Consider the following 22,471-nt stretch of genomic DNA (forward strand, 5'->3'; position numbering starts at 1 on the left):
CAAGTCTCTGGCGTCTGAATAATGGCAAAAAGCTACGCTTGCGTCGTTTTCAGAACGCTTGAGGTCGATCCAGAGCGGTGGCCTTAAAAAACGCTCGCGCTCGCGGATCACAGGCATAGGCCACATTGATACGCTGCCAGTCACCGGCCTCTGCGGCGGGACTGAATGCCGTCGCAGAAGACAACAGGACACCGAAGCGCTGGGCTTGTTTGCGCACCTGAGCGTAGTCGGACATCCGTGATCGCGCCCAGATGAACAATCCCCCGGCCGGCTTGCCGAAAACCTCCCATTCGGCGTCTTCCAGCACTTGCAGCGCAGCTTCCCTGTCATTGCTTAAACGCTGGCGCTGGCGCTGGACCAGTTTGCCGTAGGCACCGCTGGCCAAAAGGCTTGCCAGCACCGACTCGCAAAACCGTGAAGCGCCCATGCTGCTGATCATCTTGACCTCGGCCAGCCGCGAAATAACCCCGGCGCCGGCCACTACAAAACCGACCCGCAACGAACTGCTGAGGGTTTTGGAGTAGCTGCCGACGTAGATCACGTTGTCATCGATCCCCAACGCAGCGAGGCGCGTACCGGGGCCGCTGTGCAAATCCGCATAGACGTCGTCTTCGATTACCAGAAGGCCATGGGCTTTGGCCAGTTGCACAACCCGTTGCGCCACCACCGGCGCCAGGCTGCTGCCAGTGGGATTTTGATAGAAGCTATTGATAAAGATCCCGCAGGGCCGGTACTTGACCAGCAGCGCCTCGAGCGCGTCAATGTCCGGCCCGCGCGGGGTTCGCGGGACCTCGATCATGTTGACCCCGTGCAATTTGAGCAGGTCGAACAGCAAGCAATAACCGGGACTTTCCACCACCACGCAATCACCCGGCTTGAACAAGGTCCGCACGATCAGGTCCAGCCCCTGACTGGCCCCCGCCGTTGTCAGGATTCGGCTTTCCTCCACCACGATATCCAGCTGTTTCAGGCGTTTGTGGATCTGCTGACGCAAGGCTGGCAGGCCCAGCGGCGTGCTGTAGTTGAACAGGCCGGCCATGTCGGTGCGACTGACCTGGCGGATCGCGTAGCTCAGGTCGTCAGTTTCACGCCAGCTCTCGGGCAGTCCGCCACATCCCAGCTTGAGTCGGCCCGAGGTGCCGCCCTGTGTCCTTTCTGCCCCCTCGAACCAGGGACAATCCTGTTGCCCCTGGGCGGCCAACGCTGGGATGGCAACAATGAAACCGGCGCCATGACGCGGAGCCAGCACCCCTTGAGCCACCAGACGCTCACAGGCCTCAGCGACGCTGGACTGACTGAGCAAATTGATCCGGGCGATTTGCCGCACAGAAGGCAAACGCGTCCCCGGTGGCACATCGCCACGGCACAGCCAGCAGGCTAGCGCGTCGACGATTTGCTGTACGACCGGCACCAATGCCTGTCGATCGATTCTCAACTCCATGAGCAAGCAAACTCCTGTCCGTTTTGCGGGAAACAGTTAATCACAAGAGCGGTCGATCAGTTGTGCGACAAAACCGCCAAAACCCTCGGATCTAACCATTTGAAACACATTGTCCGCCCCCTTTAAGGAACCGAAAAAAAACCCGCACACATGCGGGTTTTTTCCTACGTTTCACTGCCTGTATTCAGAACGCCGTAACACCACCGTCCACCGCAAGCGAATGCCCTGTGGTGAACGCTGCGCCGTCGCTGCACAGGTACAGCACCGCGCTGGCGATTTCCTCGACCTTGCCGATGCGCCCGACCGGGTGCATCGCATTGGCGAACTCGCCTTTCTTCGGGTCGGCTTCATAGGCACGGCGGAACATGTCGGTGTCGATGACTGCCGGACACACCGCGTTCACCCGAATCTTTTTCTTGGCGTACTCGATGGCCGCCGATTTGGTCAGGCCGATCACTGCATGTTTCGACGCCGCGTAAATACTCATCTTCGGCGCAGCCCCGAGGCCGGCTACCGATGCGGTGTTGACGATCGCACCGCCGCCCTGGGCCAGCAGTAATGGCAACTGGTACTTCATGCACAACCAGACGCCTTTGACGTTGACGCCCATGATCGCGTCGAACTCGTCGACCGTACCTTCGGCCAGTTTGCCTTTCTCGATCTCGATGCCGGCATTGTTGAAGGCATAGTCGAGACGGCCGTAGGTATTGACCACCTCGTCCATCAGATTTTTTACATCGCTCTCCTGCGTGACGTTGCAGCGCACGAAGGTGGCTTCACCGCCAGCAGTACGAATCAGCGCCACGGTGTCCTCACCACCCGCCACGTCCAGGTCGGCCACTACCACTTTCAAGCCTTCAGCGGCAAATGCCTGGGCGGTCGCGCGGCCAATGCCATTGGCAGCGCCCGTCACAACGGCGACCCGGCCAGTAAACGTCATGCTCATTGTTATGTCCTCGAAGAGAAGATGCGGGGGATTGCGTGTTGGCAATCTAGCCACAAGGACCTGCGGCGCGGCAGCACTATCAAAAGGCCGGTTGGGTGTCCATGAGTGCCAGTGATAAAACCGCCGGGGCGACTATCACTGCACTGGATCGATGTGCATTCGCCGCATCAGCCAAACTTGCGGCATCGTTCATGAAGGTCTATCAACAAGTCTTCATTCATCTTGAGTGCCTGTCATGACTACCCAGATCAATCGCCAGTTCCTGCTCGCCAAACGTCCGGTGGGCGCGGCGACCCGCGAGACCTTCACCTATCAGGAAGTACCGGTCGGCGAACCGGCTGCGGGTCAGATCCTGGTCAAAAACGAATACCTGTCCCTGGACCCGGCCATGCGTGGCTGGATGAACGAGGGCAAGTCCTACATCCCGCCGGTCGGTATCGGCGAAGTGATGCGCGCATTGGGCGTAGGCAAAGTCGTTGCGTCGAATAATCCGGGCTTCGCAGTCGGGGACTACGTCAATGGTGCCTTGGGTGTGCAAGATTACTTCCTAGGCGAGCCACGAGGTTTCTACAAGGTCGATCCGAAACTGGCGCCTCTGCCGCGCTATCTGTCGGCGCTGGGCATGACCGGGATGACCGCCTATTTCGCCCTGCTCGATGTCGGCGCGCCGAAGGCTGGCGACACCGTGGTGCTGTCGGGCGCGGCCGGTGCAGTGGGCAGCATTGCCGGGCAGATCGCCAAGATCAAAGGTTGCCGGGTAATCGGCATTGCCGGGGGCGCGGACAAGTGCCGGTTCCTGATCGACGAACTGGGTTTTGACGGCGCCATCGATTACAAAAACGAAGACGTCCAGGCCGGTCTCAAGCGCGAATGCCCGAAAGGTGTCGATGTGTATTTCGATAACGTCGGCGGCGATATCCTCGACGCGGTGTTGAGTCGCCTGGCCATGAAGGCCCGGGTGGTGATCTGTGGCGCCATCAGCCAGTACAACAACAAGGAAGCGGTCAAAGGCCCGGCCAACTACCTGTCGCTGCTGGTCAACCGCGCGCGGATGGAAGGATTTGTGGTGATGGACTATGCCGCGCAGTTCGCCGCAGCCGGGCAGGAAATGGCCGGTTGGATGGCCAAGGGGCAACTCAAGAGCAAGGAAGATATTGTTGAAGGACTGGAGACGTTCCCGGAGACGCTGATGAAATTGTTCAGCGGCGAGAATTTCGGGAAGTTGGTGTTGAAGGTTTAACCCCAAACAAATGTGGGAGCGAGCCTGCTCGCGATAGCGGTGGATCAGCCAACATTGATGTCGACTGACACTCCCTCATCGCGAGCAGGCTCGCTCCCACAGGAGATCTTCAGTGCTTGGTTAAGCGAGTTCGGCCACTACGGCCGCCAAAGCCTTGGCCGGATCCGCGGCCTGGCTGATCGGACGACCGATCACCAGGTAATCGGAACCGGCATCCAGCGCCTGACGCGGCGTCAGAATGCGGCGCTGATCGTCTTGGGCGCTGCCCGCGGGACGAATCCCCGGAGTGACCAGTTGCAACGACGGGTGCGCCGATTTCAGGGCCTGGGCTTCCAGTGCCGAACACACCAGACCGTCCAGCCCGGCTTTTTCCGCCAACGCGGCCAGGCGCAGCACTTGCTCCTGCGGCTCGATATCCAGACCGATACCCGCCAGGTCTTCACGCTCCATGCTGGTCAGCACGGTCACGCCGATCAGCAAGGGTTTCGGACCGGTGCGCTGGTCAAGCACTTCGCGGCACGCGGCCATCATGCGCAAACCACCGGAGCAGTGCACATTGACCATCCACACGCCCATCTCCGCAGCCGCCTTGACGGCCATGGCGGTGGTGTTCGGGATGTCATGGAACTTGAGGTCCAGGAACACTTCGAAGCCCTTGTCACGCAAGGTGCCAACGATTTCCGAAGCACAGCTGGTGAACAGTTCTTTACCGACTTTGACCCGGCACAGCTTCGGGTCCAACTGATCGGCCAGCTTCAGTGCGGCGTCACGAGTGGGAAAATCCAGGGCGACGATGATAGGAGTCTGGCAGGCGGACATGAGTGGGCTCTCAGGCAGGTCGAAATCGGCGCGCATTGTAGCGGAACCAGCGCCTCTGCGGGACCCGATGATCGGTAATTCGTCGAGGCGGCTCAAGCAAGACTAGCCCTTGCCCCCATTGTGTCGAGTCAGAGCGTTACCGAACGCAGGATAGCGACAGCAATGGCGCAGGTTCTGTGGGCCTGATCTCAAGGTCGGCGATCCTCGACCCGAGCCTGACTCTTGCTCCAGTCGTTCAGCAGGCTGTAGGCCACCGCCAACAACGTCGGGCCGATGAACAAGCCAATAAAACCAAAGGCTATCAGCCCGCCAAACACCCCGAGCAGGACAATCACCAGCGGCAAATTACCGCCCCGGCTGATCAGGTACGGTTTGAGCACGTTGTCGACGCCGCTGATGATGAACATCCCCCAAACCCCGAGAAACACCGCCATCCCGTACTCGCCCTTCCAGGCCAGCCAGGCCGTGGCCGGAATCCACACCAGTGGCGGCCCCATTGGAATCAGGCTCAACAAAAACGTGACGATCCCCAGCACCAGCGCCCCGGGAACCCCAGCAATCAAAAACCCGATCAACGCCAGAACCGCCTGGGCCGCCGCCGTCCCGATCACGCCGTTCACTACCCGCTGCACTGTGCCTGCCACCAACTCAATGTAATACCCGGCACGGTCACCAATCAGACGTTCCAGCAACCCGTGAACAAATGCCGCCAGACGCGGCCCGTCACGGTAGAAAAAGAACACGAAGACGATACTCAACGTCAGCTCAAGTATCCCGCCGCCAATTTGTGCACTGCGCGCCAGCAGCCAATTGCCGACCTGGCCCAGATAAGGCTTGACCGCCAGCATCATCGCCGCGCCTTGTTGATCGATGCTGTTCCAGAGCCCCACCAGCCGCTCGCCCACTAGGGGAATACTACCCAGCCAGGTCGGCGCTTCCGGCAGTCCGTCGACCTGCACATCCTTGATGAGCGCCGTGGCATCACGCACATGGTCCGCGAGGTTGAACCCCAGCCAGACCAACGGCAACGCCACCAGCAACATCCAGCCCAGCGTCAGCACCGCGGCCGCCAGAGATTCGCGACCATTGAGCAACCGCGTGAGCAAACGCATCAGCGGCCAACTGGCAAACGCCAGCACCGCGCCCCAGAAAAGCGCCGACCAGAACGGCGCCATCACCCAGAAGCTCGCGCCAAACAGCACCAGGAGCAGGATCTGCACCAACAGCCGATCGTTATTGATCATCTAAATCTCGAAAAAAGTCAGTCCGCAAAAGAGTAGGCGAACGCAGCGTGTGCGTTCGCCGGATAAAGCTTATCGCAACAGTTGGATGTGCAAGCCAGCACCTTCGACACTACCCGCTTCCATCCTGGCGGTACGTACACCCTGCCCGATCAGTGCCTGACGCCAGGCTTCAGCCTTCGGCCCGGAAATACTGACCCGCAATGTGGTGTCCAGATTCAACCCGCGCGAGATCAGGCGCAGCCAGGTTTCGTCAGGATCGCCGGTCAGTTTGGGGAAATCGAGTTCACCGGTGCTTTTGAGCTCTCGCAGCAAGGTTGCAGAAGTCGGCAGCAAATCACCCAGCGGCGCGGCGGCGTCAAACTGTTCGACGTGCAGATAAGCTTTGCGATTGCCGCGCGTGATGCTGTAAAGCGCTACCAGCGTGTTGTCCTGCGGGGCCGCCAGGCGCAACAGCAAATAGGCTTGCTGATCATCGGCACCATAAAGCTTGGCATTGCCGAAGACGTCATTGGCCCACAGGCTGCTTTCGCCGCAATCTCGGGCCTGGCACCAGAACAGCAACTGGGCATCCTGCTTCTGCAAGGCTTCACGAGCGGCGGTGAAGGCCTCGGTGGAGGAATGCTCCGGTGGCAACTCGTAGGTTACCGAAGTGGCTTGCCCTCGGGCAGCGACCTGGCCGTCAAAGCGCAACTGGCCGCTGATTTTGCGGATTGAGCCCAGTGGATAAATCCGCTCGAGTTCGGCGACCGGACGATAGTCAACGATCTGCGCATCGGCCATACGCGGCACGACCGGCAGGTCCTGACTGCCCGGGACATCGGCGGCAAATAACAGCGGACTGAAGCAACACAGCGCCAGCAGACTGAATGAACGCATGGATAGACTCATCGGATCAGCATGGCCTGGGCACCCTTGATGATACTGGCGTCATCGATGCGCTCAGGTACCAGCAAACCGCGCTGTACCGCCGGACGGGCCTCCATGGTTGCCATCCAGCGCTGCAGGGCCGGCAAACCTTCGACCTCGACACCCGACCATTCATGGCCACGGACCCACGGATAAGTGGCGATGTCGGCAATGCTGTATTCACCGGCCAGAAACTCCACGGCTTGCAGACGCGTGTCGAGCACTTCATAGAGGCGGCGGGTTTCATGCTGATAGCGATCGATGGCGCCCTGGAGCTTCTCGGGGAAGTAACGGAAAAACACGTTGGCCTGACCTTGCATCGGGCCGATCCCCCCCATCTGGAACATCAGCCATTGCAATGCCACTGAACGCCCCTTGGGGTCTTTTGGCAGCAGTTTGCCGCTCAGTTCCGCCAGGTAAATCAGGATCGCACCGGATTCAAACACGGCGAAATCGCCGTTGGCGCGGTCGACAATCGCCGGAATCCGGCCATTGGGATTGATCTTGAGGAAGCCCTCGGACTTCTGTTCCTTTTTGTCGAAACTCAAGGCGTGCACCGTGTAGGGCAGGCCGAGTTCCTCGAGCACGATAGAGACCTTGTGGCCATTCGGGGTCGCAGCGGTGTAGAGATCTATCATGGTTGTCTCCCATTTCAACCCGCCCAGCCTCGACAGTTGCCCGGCGCAAGTCAAGGAACGGCGAAGAACCGATTGAAACAGTCTGCGACAAGCTCGGCACCGGGTTCGTCATTCAGGTGCAAATGATGGCCGCCAGGCAGCTGTTCCCGGCTAAAGGGTAGACGCTCCAGCAACTCGGGATGTTTGGCGAGCATGCCGTCGGCAGCCACCAGCAGTTTTGCAGGACAACTGACCCGCTGGACGAAGGCCATCGCCTGTTCAGAGGTCAGACGCAGCGGCGATGGTAGGGTCAGGCGGTTATCGGTGCGCCAGGTATAACCGCCCGGCACCGGCATCAATCCACGTTGGGCCAGCAGTTCTGCGGCTTCGCGACTGACAGCGACCAAGCCTTTCATGCGCGCCTCGATGGCCCGGTCGAGGGTGTGGTAGACCGGTTTGCGCTTCTCGCGCAAATCCAGCTGCGCTTGCAAGGCCATGCCCATCCGTTCGGCAGCGTTTTCGCCCTTGTCTGTAGGAGGAATGACGCCGTCGATCAACGCCAGATGGGTCACGCGTTGCGGTAACGAACCGGCCAGCACCAGCGAAACGATCGCGCCCATGGAATGCCCCAGCAGCCCAAAGCGCTTCCAGCCCAATTGCTCAGCCACTTGCAACACGTCATGGGCATAGTCCCACAGCGCGTAACCGGCACCGCTCGGCCGATGCCCGGAATGACCGTGACCGGCCATGTCCAGTGCGATGATGCGCAAGCCTTTGAGCTTCGGCGCCAGCCGGGCGAAGCTGTTGGCGTTGTCCAGCCAGCCATGCAAGGCGATTACCGGCATGCCGTCTTCGGGGCCGAACAAGTGCGCTGCCAACTCGATGTGCGGCAGGCTCAGGCGAACTTCTTCAACGACATTGCTCATGCGCAATCCTGTTGGTGGCGACCGTCCCACCGGCTGAGCAGGTTCTTCAGCAGCGTGGCCGTGTCCTGGGGACGTTCGAGGGGAAACATGTGGCCGCCAGGCATGGTCAGGGACTCGCCCAGCGGCAAGCGCCCCACGAGGCTTGCGTGATGACGCATCACCACCCGGCTCTTGTGCCCGCGAACCACCGCCAGCGGCACTTTCAGTTGCCGTGTGCGGCCGGGACTGGTGTGCGGCACGCCGCGGTAGATACTGATTTCCGTGGCCGGGTCGAAGCGCAGGCGCAACCGGTCGCCCACCTTGTGCAAGCCATGTTGCAGGTAAGCGTCGAAGCATTCCGGGTCGAAGCCGCGAAACAGGGTTTTGCCCGCGAAATAGTGTCGAGCCGCTTCCAGATCGGTGAACTCTTCCCGCCGTCCCAACGTACGGCCGGCCGGGGTCAGTCGATCGATGAAACCGAAGCGTTTGGCAGCGCGGATCACCCATTGATCAGCGCGGGTCAGCACCGGCGAATCAAGCATCACCACGCCGCGATAGAGCTCGGGGCACCGCAACGCCGCGTGCAGATGCAACACGCCACCGAAGGAATGGCCTACGCCCCACACCGGTTCCGGTTGTTGCTCGAGGTGATGAATCAACTCGTCGACCAGGTTGTACCAGTTGTCATCCGCCGGAAAACGCGGGTCGTGGGCGTGCTGCTGCAGATGCGTCACCTGGTACTCGGGCGCCAGCGCCGCGAATAACTTGCCGTAGGTGCCCGAGGGAAACCCGTTGGCGTGGGCGAAAAATATCTGTTGCGACATACCGGTGATCCATCAACGAAAACGAGGGTTGATTGTCCGTAAGACGACGTCCTACAGCAATGACCGTAAGCGCCATGAATGATGACAGTCCGGTCAAGGAGGCGGCGTTCGGCTGCTACATGGAAAGCGTTTCAGCGGGCGGGCGGATTCTCGCCCAATGGCACCACCGCCATGGTCAACCGCGACACACAACTGGCCTTGCCCTCATCGCTGGTCAAACGGATGTCCCAGACATGCGTCGTGCGGCCAATGTGAATCGGCTTGGCCACCGCCGTGACCCGCCCACTTCGCAAGCCGCGCAAATGGTTGGCGTTGATTTCCAGGCCAACACAGTAAAACTTGCTGGCGTCGATGCACAGGTAACTGGCCATCGAGCCCACCGTTTCGGCCAGCACCACCGAGGCGCCGCCGTGCAGCAAGCCGTAAGGCTGGTGAGTACGATGGTCGATGACCATGCTCGCGGTCAGGGACTCGTCGTCGAAGGCTTCGAAGCGAATATCCAGCACTTCGCCGATGGTGTTTTTCTGGAGTGCGTTCAACTGTTCAATGTTGGGATGGGTACGCCACAAGCTCATTGCTGACATCCTTTGTTGGTTTTATTCGTGACTCAATCCTGCCACAGCACCGCTTCACTGCGCTCGCTCCATTCTTCGAAACGGGCGCCGTAAACCGCTTCGATCACATTGCGCTTGATCTTCAGGGTCGGCGTCAGAAAACCGTTTTCCACCGCCCAGCTGTCCTTGACCACCACCAATCGATGCAAGCGTTCGTGTTTGTCGAGGACGCCGTTGACCTCTTCCAGAAGTTTTTCCAGGCTTGAATGCAGGCCCGCCCGCGTCGTTCCGCTGGCGTCCTGCTGCCCGACCGCCGAGAGCACGCACAACCCCAGCGGCGCACTCAGGCCATCGCCCACCACGCACACTTGCTCGATGCGCGAGTGCTCCGCCAGACGATTCTCGATCGGTGCCGGGGCGACGTATTTGCCTTTGCTGGTCTTGAAGATTTCCTTCAGTCGCCCGGTCAGGCGTAGGTTGCCTTCGGCGTCCTCCTCACCTTTATCGCCGGTGCGCAGGAAGCCGTCTTCATTGATGGTTTCGGCGGTTTTCTCGGGTTCCTTGAAATACCCGAGCATGGTCGCGCCGCTGCGCACCATGACCTCGCCCGACTCGGCGATCCGCACCTCGACCTCCGGGCAGGGCTTGCCGATCCAGCCGGGTTTGTTCTGGCCCGGCAGGCAAATGTGCGAATAACCACAGCTTTCGGTCATGCCGTACACCTCCAGCACATCCAGCCCCAGCTTGCGGTACCACAGCAGCAAGGTCTGCGGCACGGGCGCGGCGCCGGACAAGGCGATGCGCAAGGCATCCAGCCCGAGCCCGGCCAGGATTTTGTGGCCAACCCGCTTGCCGATGATCGGCAGACCGAGCAGGAAGTCGAGGCGCTTTGCCGGGATCTTGCTGTACACGCCCATCTGGAATTTGGTCCAGATCCTCGGTACGCCGAACAGCGCGGTCGGTCGTGCACGGCGTAAATCGGTCAGGAAGGTGTCGAGGCTCTCGGCAAAAAACACCGTTTGTCCGGTGTAGATCGACGCCAGCTCGACGAACATCCGTTCGGCGACATGGCACAGCGGCAGGTAGGACAGCAACCGATCCGACTCATTCAAGCCAAACAACTGCGTGCCGCGAGTGGTGGCAAACCCCAGGTTGGCGAAACTGTGCATCACGCCTTTGGGCATGCCGGTGGTGCCGGAGGTGTAAATGATGGTCGCCAACTGGTCGCCGGACGGCTTGGGATCGTCCTGGATCGGTGAGCTCTTTTGCAGGTCGGCCCAGCTGTAGTCAAACGTTCCAGGCGGATGCAACGGCAGACTGATGGTCGGCAGGTCGGCACTGACTCCGCGAGACATGCCGGGCCAGTCATCGAGTTTGCCGATGAACGCCAGCGCCGCTTCGGAGTGTTCAAGGACCTGGGCCACGGTCTCGGCGGTGAGGTTCGGGTAGAGCGGCACCGACACGTGCCCGGCCATCCAGATCGCCAGGTCGGCGATGATCCAGTGCGCGCAGTTTTTCGAAATCAGGGCGATGTGGCTGCCTTGGGGCAGTTCGCGCGCGCGCAACCAATGTGCGGCGCAGCGCGCCTGATGACCGACGTCGCCCCAGCTCAGGGTTTCGACTTGGCCGCCGCCCGTGGGCTGGACCAGAAAGCGCTGGCGGGGATGACGGGCCTCGCGCTCGTAGAAGACGTCCAGCGGCAAACGAAAAGCAGCAGGCATGCGACTCGCTCCTTTATTTTTGGTTTGGAGCAAGCGTAGTCAACCAAGCAAGTGCTTGGTTAAATTATTTGAAGGTAGAGCCAGATCAAAAGACCGCAGCCTTCGGCGGCTCCTACAGGCTGCGGTCTTTTGGCTTTCAAGGGTGTTTGATGCCGTTAAGCTTCATCGACCCGATCAGTAGTTCGTTGTGCTCAAGCTCGGCCAAGCCGGCGGTACTGACTTTTTCCGGTGGATAGCCGGCGCCGTGCTGCAGATAGCTCAGCAAATTGCCCACCAGCGGATTGTGACTGACCAGCAGGACGTTACTCACCGACACCAGCTGTTCTGCCACCTTGTCCGGGTCGGTATCCGGGGTCAGCCAATCGACCGTGCGGATCTCCGGTGCGAAATTCAGCGCCGTGCGCACAATTTCCGCAGTCTCCTGCGCTCGCAGGAAAGGACTGGCGTAAATGGCGGTGAGCGGCTGGCCGGCCAACTCGGCGGCAGTGCGCAGCACTTCTTCACGACCATGGGCAGTCAGTGCCCGCTCCGAATCAGGACGCTTGCCGTGTGGCTCGGCTTCACCATGACGCAGTATCCAGAGTTTCATAGCTTGGGCTCCTCATCTCGGGCCGGGTGTGGTGCCGGCGCCACAGTGTGCGGCGCTTCACCTTCCGGTGTACGCGGCGTCGGCCAGTCGGCGAACGGCCACGGTTTCTGGTCACTGTGGAAACTGCCGAATCGACCGATCTGCGCCAGGAACTGGCTCAGGCTGTCGCCGAAGTTCATCAGGCTGGCGCTCGGGGCGCCATATATCAAACGATAGATCAACTGCACCAGCACCACGGCGCCAAGGATGAACTGCGCCACTTGCCAGACCAGCACATAGACGATCATCCACAACACTCGCAGCAGGATGGATTCGTACTTGTCCTCTGTTTTCGGATCGTTCATGTCTCGCTCTCCCTGATGCTCAGTTGAAACCACTGGTGGAAATAAAGTCGACGTCGGTTTTCGGCTCGGCACGCATCAGTAGACCGATCACCTGCTCCAGCGTGCGCCCTTCGAACAGGATGGCATGCAGCCCGGCGACCAGCGGCATGTACACGCCCACCTCCTGAGCCTTGGTCTTGAGTACCTTGAGGGTGTTCACCCCTTCAGCGACTTCGCCCAGGCGCGTCACCGCTTCTTCAAGGCTCAGGCCCTGGCCGAGGGCGAACCCGACCTGGTAGTTACGGCTTTTGGGCGACGAGCAGGTGACGATCAGATCGCCCACGCCCGCCAAACCGAGGAAGGTCATCGGGTTGGCGCCCTGATTCACCGCAAAGCGGGTCATTTCCGCCAACGCCCGGGTGATCAGCATGCTCTTGGTGTTTTCGCCCATGCCCATCGCCACGGCCATGCCGGCAATGATCGCGTAGACGTTTTTCAACGCCCCGCCCAGCTCCACGCCATAGCGGTCGGCGCTGGCGTATACGCGAAAGGTCTTGCCGTGCAGCGCTTCCTGGACCCGTTGGCAGAGTTCTTCATCTTCGCTGGCGACCACCGTGGCGGTCAGCGCATGCTCGGCGATTTCACGGGCCAGGTTCGGCCCGGACAGCACGCCGATGCGCGCTTGCGGGGCGATCTCTTCGAGGATTTCGCTCATCAGTTTGAAGGTGTGGGCTTCGATGCCTTTGGTCAGGCTCACCAACAATTTGCCGTTCAAAACTTCGGCGTGCGGCATCAATACCGAGCGCAGCGCGCTGGACGGCAGTGCGACGAAGCACAGGTCGCAGGCTTGCAGGGTGGCCAGCAGGTCGGTGACCGCTTCCACGGCCGGCAGAATCTTGATGCCTTTGAGGTAACGCGGGTTCTCGCGATTGACCCGAATGGCCTCGGCCTGTTCGGGGTCACGCATCCACAGCCGGACCTGATGCCCGTTCTCGGCCAGCAGATTAGCCACGGCGGTACCAAAACTTCCGCCTCCCAGGACCGCAATTGGGCGCTGTTCAGTCATATGCAATCCGTTAATCCATACCAGTGGCGATGTCGGCATTATACGGAGCGCCCCAGTGGCGGCCAGCCCCCACATCAATTACCGACACTTGTAGGAAGAAGACTAAGAAAACCGAGGAAAATGCCCACAACGTGACTGGAAAAGTCATTGCGCTCAGTTAACATGCGCGCCAATTGTTCGCTATCAAGGATGTGTTGTGTCGTTTGGCTCTCCATCACCGCGCTCGCCGTTGGTACTGGCACTGCTCTTCAGTTCGCCATTGCTGGCCGACGACTTGTTCCTCGACAGCGAGCCGCTGCCGCAAGTATTGACCGCCACGCGGCTCAAGCAGTCGCCGGCCGCGGTACCGGGAAGCATGACGGTGATCGACAGCGAACTGATCAACGCCAGTGGCGCCCGGGACATCAGCGAGTTGTTGCGACTGGTACCGGGAATGATGGTCGGCAACATCAACGGCAACCAGGCGGCGGTGAACTATCACGGCACCAATGCGAGCGAAGCGCGACGCCTGCAAGTGTTGATCGACGGCCGCTCGGTATACCGCGCAGGCCTGGCCACGGTGGACTGGAGTGACATTCCGGTGGCCCTGGAAGACATCGAACGCATCGAAGTTTTTCGTGGCCCGAACACCGTCAGCTATGGCGCCAATGCGCTGATGGCGGTGGTCAATATCCTCACGCGCAACCCGGCCGACAGCCACGGCACGCGGATGAAAGTCAGCCGTGGGCAGCGCGGCATCGACGACTTTTACGCCAGCCAGGGCGTGGGCTGGGACGGCGGCGACCTGCGCCTGTCGCTGTCCGGCCAGCAAGACAACGGCTTCGACTCGGACCGCAACGGCACCGATTACCGCGACAGCCGCCGTTTGAACCGCTTCAACCTCGCCGTCAGCCAGACGCTCACGGAAAACCAGAGTATCGACTGGCAATTGAATGCCAAAGAGGGGAGCAACCAGCGTCCGTATACCTACCGCCCGGTCTTCTCTGGGATTACCGCTGTCGGGAACAATTCCGACGTCGTCGCCAAGGACTATGCCGGTTCGCTGCGCTGGAACCTCGACATCAATCCCGATCACAGCCTTTACGTCCAGGGTTCGGCACAGCACTGGGATCGCCAGCAGACCTGGCGTGCCTGCGATGCCGAGGTTTCGTTCAGCCCGCAGTTGACCGAACTCTGGCAGCTCAACCCGAATTACACCGAACGCCTGGCGCGCAACATGGAGCGCTACACCGGTCCCGGCGCACCCGCAGGTGACCCGACCCAGCGCGCACTGGCCAATCAAGTGCTCGACCAATGGCGCAACGGCGCCCGGCAAACCCTCTGTGGCGATATTGACCAGAGCACCCGGGAATCGCGCTACGACCTTGAATTGCAGGACACCCTCAGCCTGTCCGACAGCCTGCGGCTGGTCAGCGGCATGAACTATCGTTACGACCGGGCAAATTCCGAGACCTACTTCAATGGCACCCTCGACGACACCACCTGGCGGGCGTTCGGCCAACTCGAGTGGCGCGCCACCGAGCATTGGTTGCTGCAGGGTGGTGCGATGTTCGAAGACACGCAATTGATCGGCAGTTCGCTCACCCCGCGGGTGGCGGTCAACTACCTGATCAACCCGCGCCATGGCCTGCGCGCGGTGTACTCGGAAGCCATCCGCTCGCCGGACATGTTCGAGAACAACGTTAACTGGAGCTATCAGGTAAAGAACCTGCGACCCGGCGCCTATGGCCAGTCCAGTGCCCGTTATTTCGTCAAGACCCGTGGCCCCGGCAACCTCGAACAGGAACACATGCGCTCCCGGGAGCTGGGCTACAACGGCTACTTTGCCGAAGCGGGGCTGGCGGTCGATGTAAAACTGTTCTACGACGAAATCACCGGGATGATCAGCGAACCGTTGCGCAACAATCAGTACATCGCCAGCAACTCGAACAGCGCACGCTTCTCCGGGGCAGAAACCCAGCTCGACTGGAGAATCAGCAGCGCCGATCGCCTGCGCCTGACGTATGCCTACGTCGATGCCGAGGCGAGCAACCCGCAGGATGCACAACAGACCGCGCGAAACAGTGGTTCCGCCGGTTGGCTGCACAACTGGGGCCACGGCTGGAACAGCGCGCTCTTCTACTATGGTGACGATGCCCTGAACGGCTACCGCTTTGAACGGGTCGACACGCGCATCGCCAAACGCATCGGCCTGGGCAAGGCCAGCCTGGAACTGGCCGGGGTGCTCCAGCAACGCCTCGACAGCCAGCCCACAACCTTCCTCGACAACAACTACGACGAGCGCCGAGTGCTTTACTTCAGCGCAGAGTTGGCGTTCTAAGGTGCTGTGTAGCCCGTCACGCAAAACGCCAATCCTTGGCCGCCTGCTGGCCGGGTTGTGCCTGGTGTTTACCGGACTGCTGAGCAGCCTGCCGGCCAGCGCCGCGGACATTTTGCTGACCGGCGCGGAGGACGGTCCGGCCATGCAATCCTTCACCCAGGCCCTGAGCACCTTGCGGTCTGCCGATAACGTGCGCTTCCAGCCGCTGGCCAGTCTGCCGGCGCCAGGCAAGCTGCCCGCCGGGACCCGTTTGATTCTGCTCGATCTGCCGAGCCTCGACTGGCGTCTGCAAGACGCCCAAGGCCCGGCGACGCTGGTGCTGCGCATCAGCCGCCTGCAAGCCCGCCAGCGTCTGGGGACCACCCTGCCCCCGCGCCTCAGCCTACTCTGGAGCGACCCGCCGCTGGACCGCCAATTGCGCCTTACCCGATTGCTGCTGCCGCAGGTCAAACGGGTCGGCGTGCTCTTTGACAGCCACAGCGAATTCCTTTTGCAGGAATTGCATCAGGCCGCCCACTCCCTGGGCCTTGAGGTGGTCACCGAGCGCTGGGACAACACCAACGACAGTCGGCCGTTGCAGAACTTGCTGAAGAACAGCGACGTGTTGCTGGGCCTCGACGATCCCGACCTGTACAACCCGAAAACCGTGAAAAACCTGTTGCTCAGCAGCTATGCACGGCAAATGGCGCTGATCGGACCTAACGCCGGGTTCGTCAGGGCCGGGAGCCTGGCCAGCACCTACAGCGATCAGAGCGATTGGCTGGCAATGCTCGACGAACTGCTCGACCGGCCACCGGCCACCTGGCCTCGCGCGCACTACCCGCAACGCTTCAAAGTCTTGAGTAACGCGCAAGTGGCTCGTTCATTAGGTATTGAACAGATGGACGACGCGTCTGTCGCAACACAGTTGGCCGAAGGAGAAAATCGCCCATGACCTTCCGTCGCCGTTGGGACATCAACACCCGCACACAAATCATCAGCCTCGGCCCTGCCCTGTTGCTGACGTTGCTGTTGATCAGCTTCTTTACCTTCGTGCGGATCCAGGACCTGCGTCAGGAGCTCAATCACACCGGGCAACTGATCGCCAACCAACTGGCGCCGGCCACCGAATACGGGGTGATCTCGGGCAACAATGAGGTGCTCGACAGTTTGCTCAAGGCGACCCTGGCCACGCCCAATGTGCGCTTTCTGGAAGTCCAGGACAGCGCCAACCGGATTCTGGTGTACGTCGAGCAACCGTCGCAAACTCACAACCGCTCACACCAGGTCGAAGTGTTCCAGGCCCCCGTGCGGCTGCAACGCATCCAGCTGCACAATGATTTCCTGCAGGGCAGCCGCGTCGCCAACGCGGCGCCCACCGAGGATTATCTGGGTCGGGTGATCGTCGGCCTGTCCAATGACGCCTTCAGCCAGCGTCAACAGGAAATCCTGCTCAAGGCCGGGATCCTGGCGCTGTTCGCCCTGCTGTTCACCTTTCTGCTGGCCCGGCGCCTGGCCGGCAGCCTGTCGCAACCGATCCGCGACATCGGCAACGCGGTCAAGGCGATTCAGGACGGCGACTACAAAACGCCGCTGCCGATCGTCGACGACACTGAGCTGGGCGCGCTGTCGCAACACATCAACAACCTCGCCAGCGGGCTCGAACAAGCCAGCCGCGAACAGCATCAAGCGATGGCGCAGTTGATCCAGACGCGCGAGGAAGCGGAAAAAGCCAACAATGCCAAATCCGATTTCCTAGCGATGATGAGCCACGAACTACGCACGCCGATGAATGGCGTGCTGGGCATGCTGCAACTGCTGGAAACCACAGAGATGACCGAGGAGCAGGTCGAATACGCGGCGCTCGCCTCGGAGTCCACCGAACACCTGCTCAAAGTCATCAACGACATTCTCGATTTCTCGCGCATCGAGCGTTCGGAACTGGAGCTGGAGCACATTCCATTCAACCTCGCAGACCTGATCGCCAGTTGTGCCCAGTCGTTCTCGCACAGCGCCGCGCAACGCGGCCTCGACCTGGCGTTGTCGATCCCGGACGACATGCGCGCGTTGCAGGTGCAGGGCGACCCGACGCGGATCCGGCAGATCCTGGTCAACTTGATCGGTAACGCTCTGAAATTCACCGAACAGGGCCGCGTCAGCATTGAACCGCAATGGCAATCGCTGGACCACGAACTGCTGTGGTTCACCTGCACTGTGCGCGACAGCGGAATTGGGATCTCGGCTGAAAGCCTGGAATTGATGTTCAACGCCTTCCAACAGGCCGACAGTTCTATTTCGAGGCGATACGGTGGCACCGGGCTGGGCCTGCCGATTGCTCGCACGCTGGCTGAACGCATGGGTGGCACGTTGCGCGCCCAGAGCGAGGAAGGTCGCGGCTCGGTATTCACCCTGGAAATCCCGCTGGCGCTCTATAAACAGACGCCACCCGTGCTGGCGCCACGCACACCGACCGGCAGCGGTGATGGCGAAGGGCGCAACGTGTTGCTGGTGGAAGACAATCCGGTCAATCAGACGGTCATCGAAGCAATGTTGCGCAGTCTGGGCTTTACTGTCAGCGTCGTCACCGATGGCGCGCAGGCCGTGCGCAGTGCGGAGAGTCTGATTTTCGAAGCGATTCTGATGGATTGCCGGCTACCGATCATCGACGGCTACGAGGCCACCCGACAGATTCGCCAATTACCCGGCTGCACAGACTTGCCGATCATCGCGCTGACCGCCAACGCCTTGCAGGGCGACCGCGAAGCCTGTTTATCGGCGGGAATGAACGATTACCTGGCCAAGCCCTTCAAACGCACAGATTTGCAGCAAATTCTGCAGCGCTGGGTGCAGTAGTGCAGGCCTTTCGGCTATCTGCGACTGGCGTGAAAGGCGAAAGTGCGGCAGTCTTAGGCACCCGAACAGGCCCGAAAAGGGGCTTGAATAATAATTTCAGTGCACAAGTGTACATTCATGTCCTTGGTGCTGTGACTTTCACCACAACGCAATAGTCTATGAGTAGGCTGCTGACTCGAGGCATGAACGCTTCGATCGGCCGGGAAGATTTGCCCCACCTGCCGCATGGGACTATTGAGGAGCTCGCATGACCCAACAAAACGCCTTTACTCGGGAAGACCTGCTGCGCTGCAGTCGCGGTGAGCTGTTCGGCCCAGGTAACGCACAACTGCCCGCCCCGAACATGTTGATGGTGGATCGCATCACCCATATCAGCGCCGAGGGTGGCAAGTACGGCAAGGGTGAATTGGTCGCCGAGCTGGATATCACTCCGGACCTGTGGTTCTTCGCCTGCCATTTCGAAGGCGATCCGGTGATGCCAGGCTGCCTGGGCCTCGACGCCATGTGGCAACTGGTCGGTTTCTTCCTCGGCTGGCAAGGTCTGCCGGGCCGCGGTCGCGCCCTGGGTTCGGGCGAAGTGAAATTCTTTGGTCAGGTTCTGCCGACCGCCAAGAAAGTAACCTATAACATTCAGATCAAGCGTGTACTGAAAGGCAAGCTGAACCTGGCCATCGCCGATGGTTCGGTCAGCGTCGACGGCCGCGAGATCTACACCGCCGAAGGCCTTCGGGTCGGCGTTTTCACCTCCACTGACAACTTCTAAGGGTTATCCGCATGCGCCGCGTCGTTATCACTGGTCTGGGCATCGTTTCGTGCCTGGGCAATGACAAAGAGACCGTCTCCGCTAACCTGCGTGCAAGCCGCCCTGGCATCCGGTTCAACCCGGAATATGCCGAAATGGGTCTGCGTAGCCAGGTTTCCGGCTCCATTGACCTTCCCCTCGAAGAGCTGATCGATCGCAAGATCTTTCGCTTCGTCGGCCACGCGGCGGCTTACGCCTACCTGGCCATGAAAGACGCCATCGCCGACTCCGGTCTGACCGATGAGCAAGTCTCCAATCCGCGTACCGGCCTGATCGCCGGTTCCGGTGGTGCCTCCACGCTGAACCAGATGGAAGCGCTGGACATCCTGCGCGAGAAAGGCGTGAAACGCGTTGGCCCGTACCGTGTAACGCGGACCATGAGCAGCACCGTTTCCGCTTGCCTGGCCACGCCGTTCAAGATCAAGGGCCTGAACTACTCCATCGCATCTGCCTGCGCCACCAGTGCTCACTGCATCGGTAACGCCATGGAACAGATCCAGATGGGCAAGCAGGACATCGTGTTCGCCGGTGGCGGTGAAGAAGAGCATTGGAGCCAATCGTTCCTGTTCGACGCCATGGGCGCACTGTCCAGCCAGTACAACGAAACCCCGGAAAAAGCTTCCCGTGCCTACGACGCCAAGCGTGACGGTTTCGTCATCGCCGGCGGTGGCGGCATGGTCGTGGTCGAAGAGCTGGAACACGCTCTGGCCCGTGGCGCGAAGATCTACGCGGAAATCGTTGGCTATGGCGCGACCTCCGACGGCTACGACATGGTCGCTCCAAGCGGCGAAGGCGCCATCCGCTGCATGCAGATGGCCATGTCCACCGTTGACGCTCCGATCGACTACCTGAACACCCACGGCACCTCGACTCCGGTCGGCGACGTCATGGAAATGAAAGGTGTGCGTGAAGTGTTCGGTGACAAGGCTCCGGCCATCAGCTCCACCAAGAGCCTGTCGGGTCACTCCCTGGGCGCCGCCGGCGTTCACGAAGCGATCTACTGCATGCTGATGATGGAAGGCAACTTCATGGCGGGTTCCGCCAACATCGACGAACTGGACCCGGAAGTGGCTGACATGCCGATCCTGACCAAGACTCGTGAAGACGCCACCATCAACACCGTGATGAGCAACAGCTTCGGCTTCGGTGGCACCAATGCCACGCTGGTACTGAAGCGCTGGGCCGGTAAGTAATACCCCGCCCTTCTAAGCTGCACACAAAAACGCCCCGACTGGTTCGGGGCGTTTTTTTGTGCCTGAAAGATTGAACACCGCAATCCTGTGGGAGCGAGCCTGCTCGCGATGACGGCACCACATTCAACATTTCTGTATGAATGAGACCGCTATTGCGAGCAGGCTCACTCCCACAGGTTTTGTGTGAAGCCAGACATTTTCGTCAATGCGAACATGAAGCTTTTGTCATGAAACCCAGCGGCCTGCGACCAAATGCCACGTGTTTCAAGGGCTGCAGGATTTTCTCTGATTTTGCAAAAATCCGTTACCAGACTCAGCCATTTACTTAGCAGGCTAACAAAACCTATAACGGAGTCCTGCACACGCCTTGCTGCAGATAACAGAGATTGGAGCTAGCAGATGACTGTAAAAGTAACTGAACGCGACGATTCACATAAGTCCCACGAAGGCATAGCCGCCGGTCTCCGGATCTGGGACGTGCATCAACAAGACATGCTGGTGGGGATGTTCCACTCCGAAACCGATGCCCGCAGCTACAAGGCCGAACTGGAAAAACTGGAGCAGCAACGAGCGCTCCAATCCGCATAAGCAATGACAGCATTGAAAACGACAAACCCCGCCATGAGCGGGGTTTGTCGTTGTTGCAGCCTTTATCGACTTACCACATCAGATCGTCCGGGATCTGATAGGCCGCGTACGGATCGTCTTCGGCAGCGACTTCTTCGGTCTTCACGTTCATCTGCACGATACGCTGTGGATCGCGCTCCTGGATCTTCAGGGCCGCCTCACGCGGGATCACTTCATAACCGCCGGCATGGTGCACGATGGCCAGCGAACCGCTGCTGAGCTTGTTGCGCATCAGCGTGTTGACGCAGATGCGCTTGACCTTCTTGTCGTCGACGAAGTTGTAGTAGTCCTCGGTCGTCAGCTTCGGCAGACGCGAGACTTCGATCAACTGTTTGACCTGGGCTGCGCGAGCCTTGGCCTCGGCCTTCTCCTGTTGCTGACGGTTCAGCTCCTGATCGCGCTTGACCTTCTCGGCCATGGCTTCCTGAGCCGCCCGCTGCTGCGAGTCATCAAGTTCGATCTGACCTTTGTGGGCCAGACGCTGCTGTTTCTGCTTCTCTTTGCCGACCTGTTTGGCCTGCTTCTGGTTGACCAGCCCTGCTTTGAGCAACTGGTCGCGAAGGGAAATGCTCATGGTGCTTATTACTCACTTAGGCAACTGCTCAACCGCAGCTGGGCAAATTCTTTTCCTGACGTTTGGCTTCGCCCCACAAGGCGTCCAACTCTTCGAGGGTGCAATCTTCTATGGGACGGTGGGTGTCGCGCAATGCCTGTTCGATAAAACGGAAGCGTCTTTCGAACTTGCTGTTGGCGCCACGCAGTGCAGTTTCGGGATCGACCTTGAGATGACGCGCCAGATTGACCACGGAAAACAACAAATCACCGACTTCATCGGCAATCGCTGCCGAGTCATTGTCGGCCATGGCTTCGAGCACTTCATCGAGCTCTTCGCGCACTTTGTCGAGCACCGGCAAGGCGTCCGGCCAGTCGAACCCGACCTGCCCCGCGCGCTTCTGCAGCTTCGCCGAACGGGACAATGCCGGCAGTGCTGCGGGTACGTCGTCAAGCAAGGACAGCTGCATTGGCGTGGATGATTTCTCGGCGCGCTCTTCGGCCTTGATCTCTTCCCAGCGCTGCTTGACCTGATCTTCATTCAGCCGCGGAACATCCAGCGGCGCGTACAGATCACCGGTAGGAAACACGTGCGGATGACGACGAATCAATTTGCGGGTGATGCTGTCGATGACACCGGCGAATTCGAAGCGCCCTTCTTCCCGCGCCAGCTGGCTGTAATAAACCACCTGGAACAGCAAATCCCCCAACTCACCCTGCAAGTGATCGAAGTCACCGCGCTCGATGGCGTCGGCGACTTCGTAGGCTTCTTCAAGGGTGTGCGGGACGATGGTTTCGTAGGTTTGCTTGATGTCCCACGGGCAGCCATATTGCGGGTCGCGCAGACGGCTCATCAGGTGCAGCAAGTCTTCAAGGCTGTACATCAATCATGTCTCATCACAAAAACCTGTGGGAGCGAGCCAGCTCGCGATGATAGCGGACTGGCAGAC

The 22,471-nt window shown here is 60.2% G+C and carries 23 protein-coding genes; 8 read left to right on the top strand and 15 right to left on the bottom strand.

Going from position 1 to position 22,471, the window contains the following annotated elements; genetic code table 11:
• Positions 1-49: 49 nt before the first annotated feature.
• Both BLW70_RS26565 and BLW70_RS26570 read right to left on the bottom strand, forming a co-directional pair.
• Positions 50-1,441, bottom strand: a complete 1,392-nt coding sequence (locus BLW70_RS26565) for an aminotransferase-like domain-containing protein (RefSeq protein ID WP_074879077.1) — start codon at positions 1,439-1,441, stop codon at positions 50-52.
• A 184-nt stretch (positions 1,442-1,625) separates the two neighbouring features.
• Positions 1,626-2,387 (bottom strand): SDR family oxidoreductase, encoded by a 762-nt coding sequence (locus tag BLW70_RS26570; protein WP_074879079.1) that lies wholly within the window; start codon positions 2,385-2,387, stop codon positions 1,626-1,628.
• A gap of 101 nt (positions 2,388-2,488) precedes the next feature.
• On the opposite strand from BLW70_RS26570, the gene BLW70_RS30740 reads away from it, so the two are divergent.
• Together BLW70_RS30740 and BLW70_RS26575 are read left to right on the top strand one after the other, a co-directional pair.
• Entirely contained in the window at positions 2,489-2,626 is a 138-nt protein-coding gene (locus tag BLW70_RS30740) for a hypothetical protein (protein ID WP_159439170.1), read from the top strand.
• Positions 2,623-3,627 carry an NADP-dependent oxidoreductase gene (locus BLW70_RS26575; protein WP_074879081.1) on the top strand — a complete coding sequence of 335 codons (1,005 nt, stop codon included), beginning with the start codon at positions 2,623-2,625 and terminating at the stop codon, positions 3,625-3,627. Before BLW70_RS30740 ends, BLW70_RS26575 begins: the two co-directional genes overlap by 4 nt.
• 120 nt (positions 3,628-3,747) lie before the next feature.
• Here BLW70_RS26575 and pyrF read toward each other — a convergent pair whose 3' ends face one another.
• The 11 genes from pyrF to BLW70_RS26630 form a co-directional block, all read right to left on the bottom strand.
• Positions 3,748-4,446, bottom strand: coding sequence for an orotidine-5'-phosphate decarboxylase (gene pyrF / locus BLW70_RS26580; RefSeq protein WP_162493961.1), 699 nt, complete (start codon positions 4,444-4,446; stop codon positions 3,748-3,750).
• Positions 4,447-4,634: 188 nt separating this feature from the next.
• Entirely contained in the window at positions 4,635-5,690 is a 1,056-nt protein-coding gene (locus BLW70_RS26585) for an AI-2E family transporter (RefSeq protein WP_074879084.1), read from the bottom strand.
• Positions 5,691-5,759: 69 nt separating this feature from the next.
• A complete protein-coding gene (locus tag BLW70_RS26590) occupies positions 5,760-6,566 on the bottom strand; it encodes a DUF4892 domain-containing protein (RefSeq protein ID WP_074879086.1) in 807 nt (268 codons plus the stop codon).
• A gap of 8 nt (positions 6,567-6,574) precedes the next feature.
• Complete coding sequence (locus BLW70_RS26595) at positions 6,575-7,234, bottom strand: glutathione S-transferase family protein (RefSeq protein WP_074879088.1); 660 nt, start codon at positions 7,232-7,234, stop codon at positions 6,575-6,577.
• Between the two features lie 50 nt (positions 7,235-7,284).
• Positions 7,285-8,139, bottom strand: a complete 855-nt coding sequence (locus tag BLW70_RS26600; protein ID WP_074879090.1) for an alpha/beta hydrolase — start codon at positions 8,137-8,139, stop codon at positions 7,285-7,287.
• Entirely contained in the window at positions 8,136-8,942 is an 807-nt protein-coding gene (locus BLW70_RS26605) for an alpha/beta fold hydrolase (RefSeq protein WP_074879092.1), read from the bottom strand. Before BLW70_RS26605 ends, BLW70_RS26600 begins: the two co-directional genes overlap by 4 nt.
• A gap of 131 nt (positions 8,943-9,073) precedes the next feature.
• The gene (locus tag BLW70_RS26610) at positions 9,074-9,517 is read right to left on the bottom strand and encodes a hotdog fold thioesterase (RefSeq protein ID WP_074879094.1); all 444 of its coding nucleotides are present in this window, start codon (positions 9,515-9,517) and stop codon (positions 9,074-9,076) included.
• Between the two features lie 32 nt (positions 9,518-9,549).
• On the bottom strand, positions 9,550-11,217 hold the full coding sequence (locus BLW70_RS26615) for an AMP-binding protein (protein ID WP_074879096.1): 1,668 nt from the start codon (positions 11,215-11,217) through the stop codon (positions 9,550-9,552).
• Between the two features lie 136 nt (positions 11,218-11,353).
• Positions 11,354-11,806, bottom strand: coding sequence for a phosphohistidine phosphatase SixA (gene sixA / locus BLW70_RS26620; RefSeq protein ID WP_074879099.1), 453 nt, complete (start codon positions 11,804-11,806; stop codon positions 11,354-11,356).
• Positions 11,803-12,150, bottom strand: a complete 348-nt coding sequence (locus BLW70_RS26625; protein ID WP_008148033.1) for a DUF4389 domain-containing protein — start codon at positions 12,148-12,150, stop codon at positions 11,803-11,805. The genes sixA and BLW70_RS26625 overlap by 4 nt, the downstream gene beginning before the upstream one ends.
• A 19-nt stretch (positions 12,151-12,169) precedes the next feature.
• On the bottom strand, positions 12,170-13,195 hold the full coding sequence (locus BLW70_RS26630; protein ID WP_074879101.1) for an NAD(P)H-dependent glycerol-3-phosphate dehydrogenase: 1,026 nt from the start codon (positions 13,193-13,195) through the stop codon (positions 12,170-12,172).
• 196 nt (positions 13,196-13,391) lie between these two features.
• Here BLW70_RS26630 and BLW70_RS26635 point away from each other — a divergent pair, with 196 nt between their 5' ends.
• From BLW70_RS26635 to BLW70_RS26660, 6 genes are all read left to right on the top strand, one after another.
• Complete coding sequence (locus tag BLW70_RS26635) at positions 13,392-15,515, top strand: TonB-dependent receptor plug domain-containing protein (RefSeq protein ID WP_074879103.1); 2,124 nt, start codon at positions 13,392-13,394, stop codon at positions 15,513-15,515.
• Position 15,516: 1 nt separating this feature from the next.
• Positions 15,517-16,449, top strand: a complete 933-nt coding sequence (locus BLW70_RS26640) for an ABC transporter substrate-binding protein (protein ID WP_074879105.1) — start codon at positions 15,517-15,519, stop codon at positions 16,447-16,449.
• On the top strand, positions 16,446-18,347 hold the full coding sequence (locus tag BLW70_RS26645) for an ATP-binding protein (RefSeq protein ID WP_074879106.1): 1,902 nt from the start codon (positions 16,446-16,448) through the stop codon (positions 18,345-18,347). Before BLW70_RS26640 ends, BLW70_RS26645 begins: the two co-directional genes overlap by 4 nt.
• Before the next feature lie 247 nt (positions 18,348-18,594).
• A complete protein-coding gene (fabA, locus tag BLW70_RS26650; RefSeq protein ID WP_008148022.1) occupies positions 18,595-19,110 on the top strand; it encodes a 3-hydroxyacyl-[acyl-carrier-protein] dehydratase FabA in 516 nt (171 codons plus the stop codon).
• An 11-nt stretch (positions 19,111-19,121) separates the two neighbouring features.
• Positions 19,122-20,342, top strand: a complete 1,221-nt coding sequence (fabB, locus tag BLW70_RS26655; RefSeq protein WP_074879109.1) for a beta-ketoacyl-ACP synthase I — start codon at positions 19,122-19,124, stop codon at positions 20,340-20,342.
• Positions 20,343-20,741: 399 nt separating this feature from the next.
• The gene (locus tag BLW70_RS26660) at positions 20,742-20,930 is read left to right on the top strand and encodes a hypothetical protein (protein WP_074879111.1); all 189 of its coding nucleotides are present in this window, start codon (positions 20,742-20,744) and stop codon (positions 20,928-20,930) included.
• Between the two features lie 70 nt (positions 20,931-21,000).
• On the opposite strand, the gene BLW70_RS26665 is transcribed toward BLW70_RS26660, so the two are convergent.
• Together BLW70_RS26665 and mazG are read right to left on the bottom strand one after the other, a co-directional pair.
• Positions 21,001-21,543, bottom strand: coding sequence for a DUF2058 domain-containing protein (locus BLW70_RS26665; protein WP_008148015.1), 543 nt, complete (start codon positions 21,541-21,543; stop codon positions 21,001-21,003).
• A gap of 28 nt (positions 21,544-21,571) precedes the next feature.
• The gene (mazG, locus tag BLW70_RS26670; protein ID WP_074879113.1) at positions 21,572-22,405 is read right to left on the bottom strand and encodes a nucleoside triphosphate pyrophosphohydrolase; all 834 of its coding nucleotides are present in this window, start codon (positions 22,403-22,405) and stop codon (positions 21,572-21,574) included.
• Positions 22,406-22,471 lie beyond the last annotated feature (66 nt).

The sequence above is a fragment of the Pseudomonas frederiksbergensis genome (genome assembly GCF_900105495.1).
GTDB classification, from domain to species: domain Bacteria; phylum Pseudomonadota; class Gammaproteobacteria; order Pseudomonadales; family Pseudomonadaceae; genus Aquipseudomonas; species Aquipseudomonas frederiksbergensis.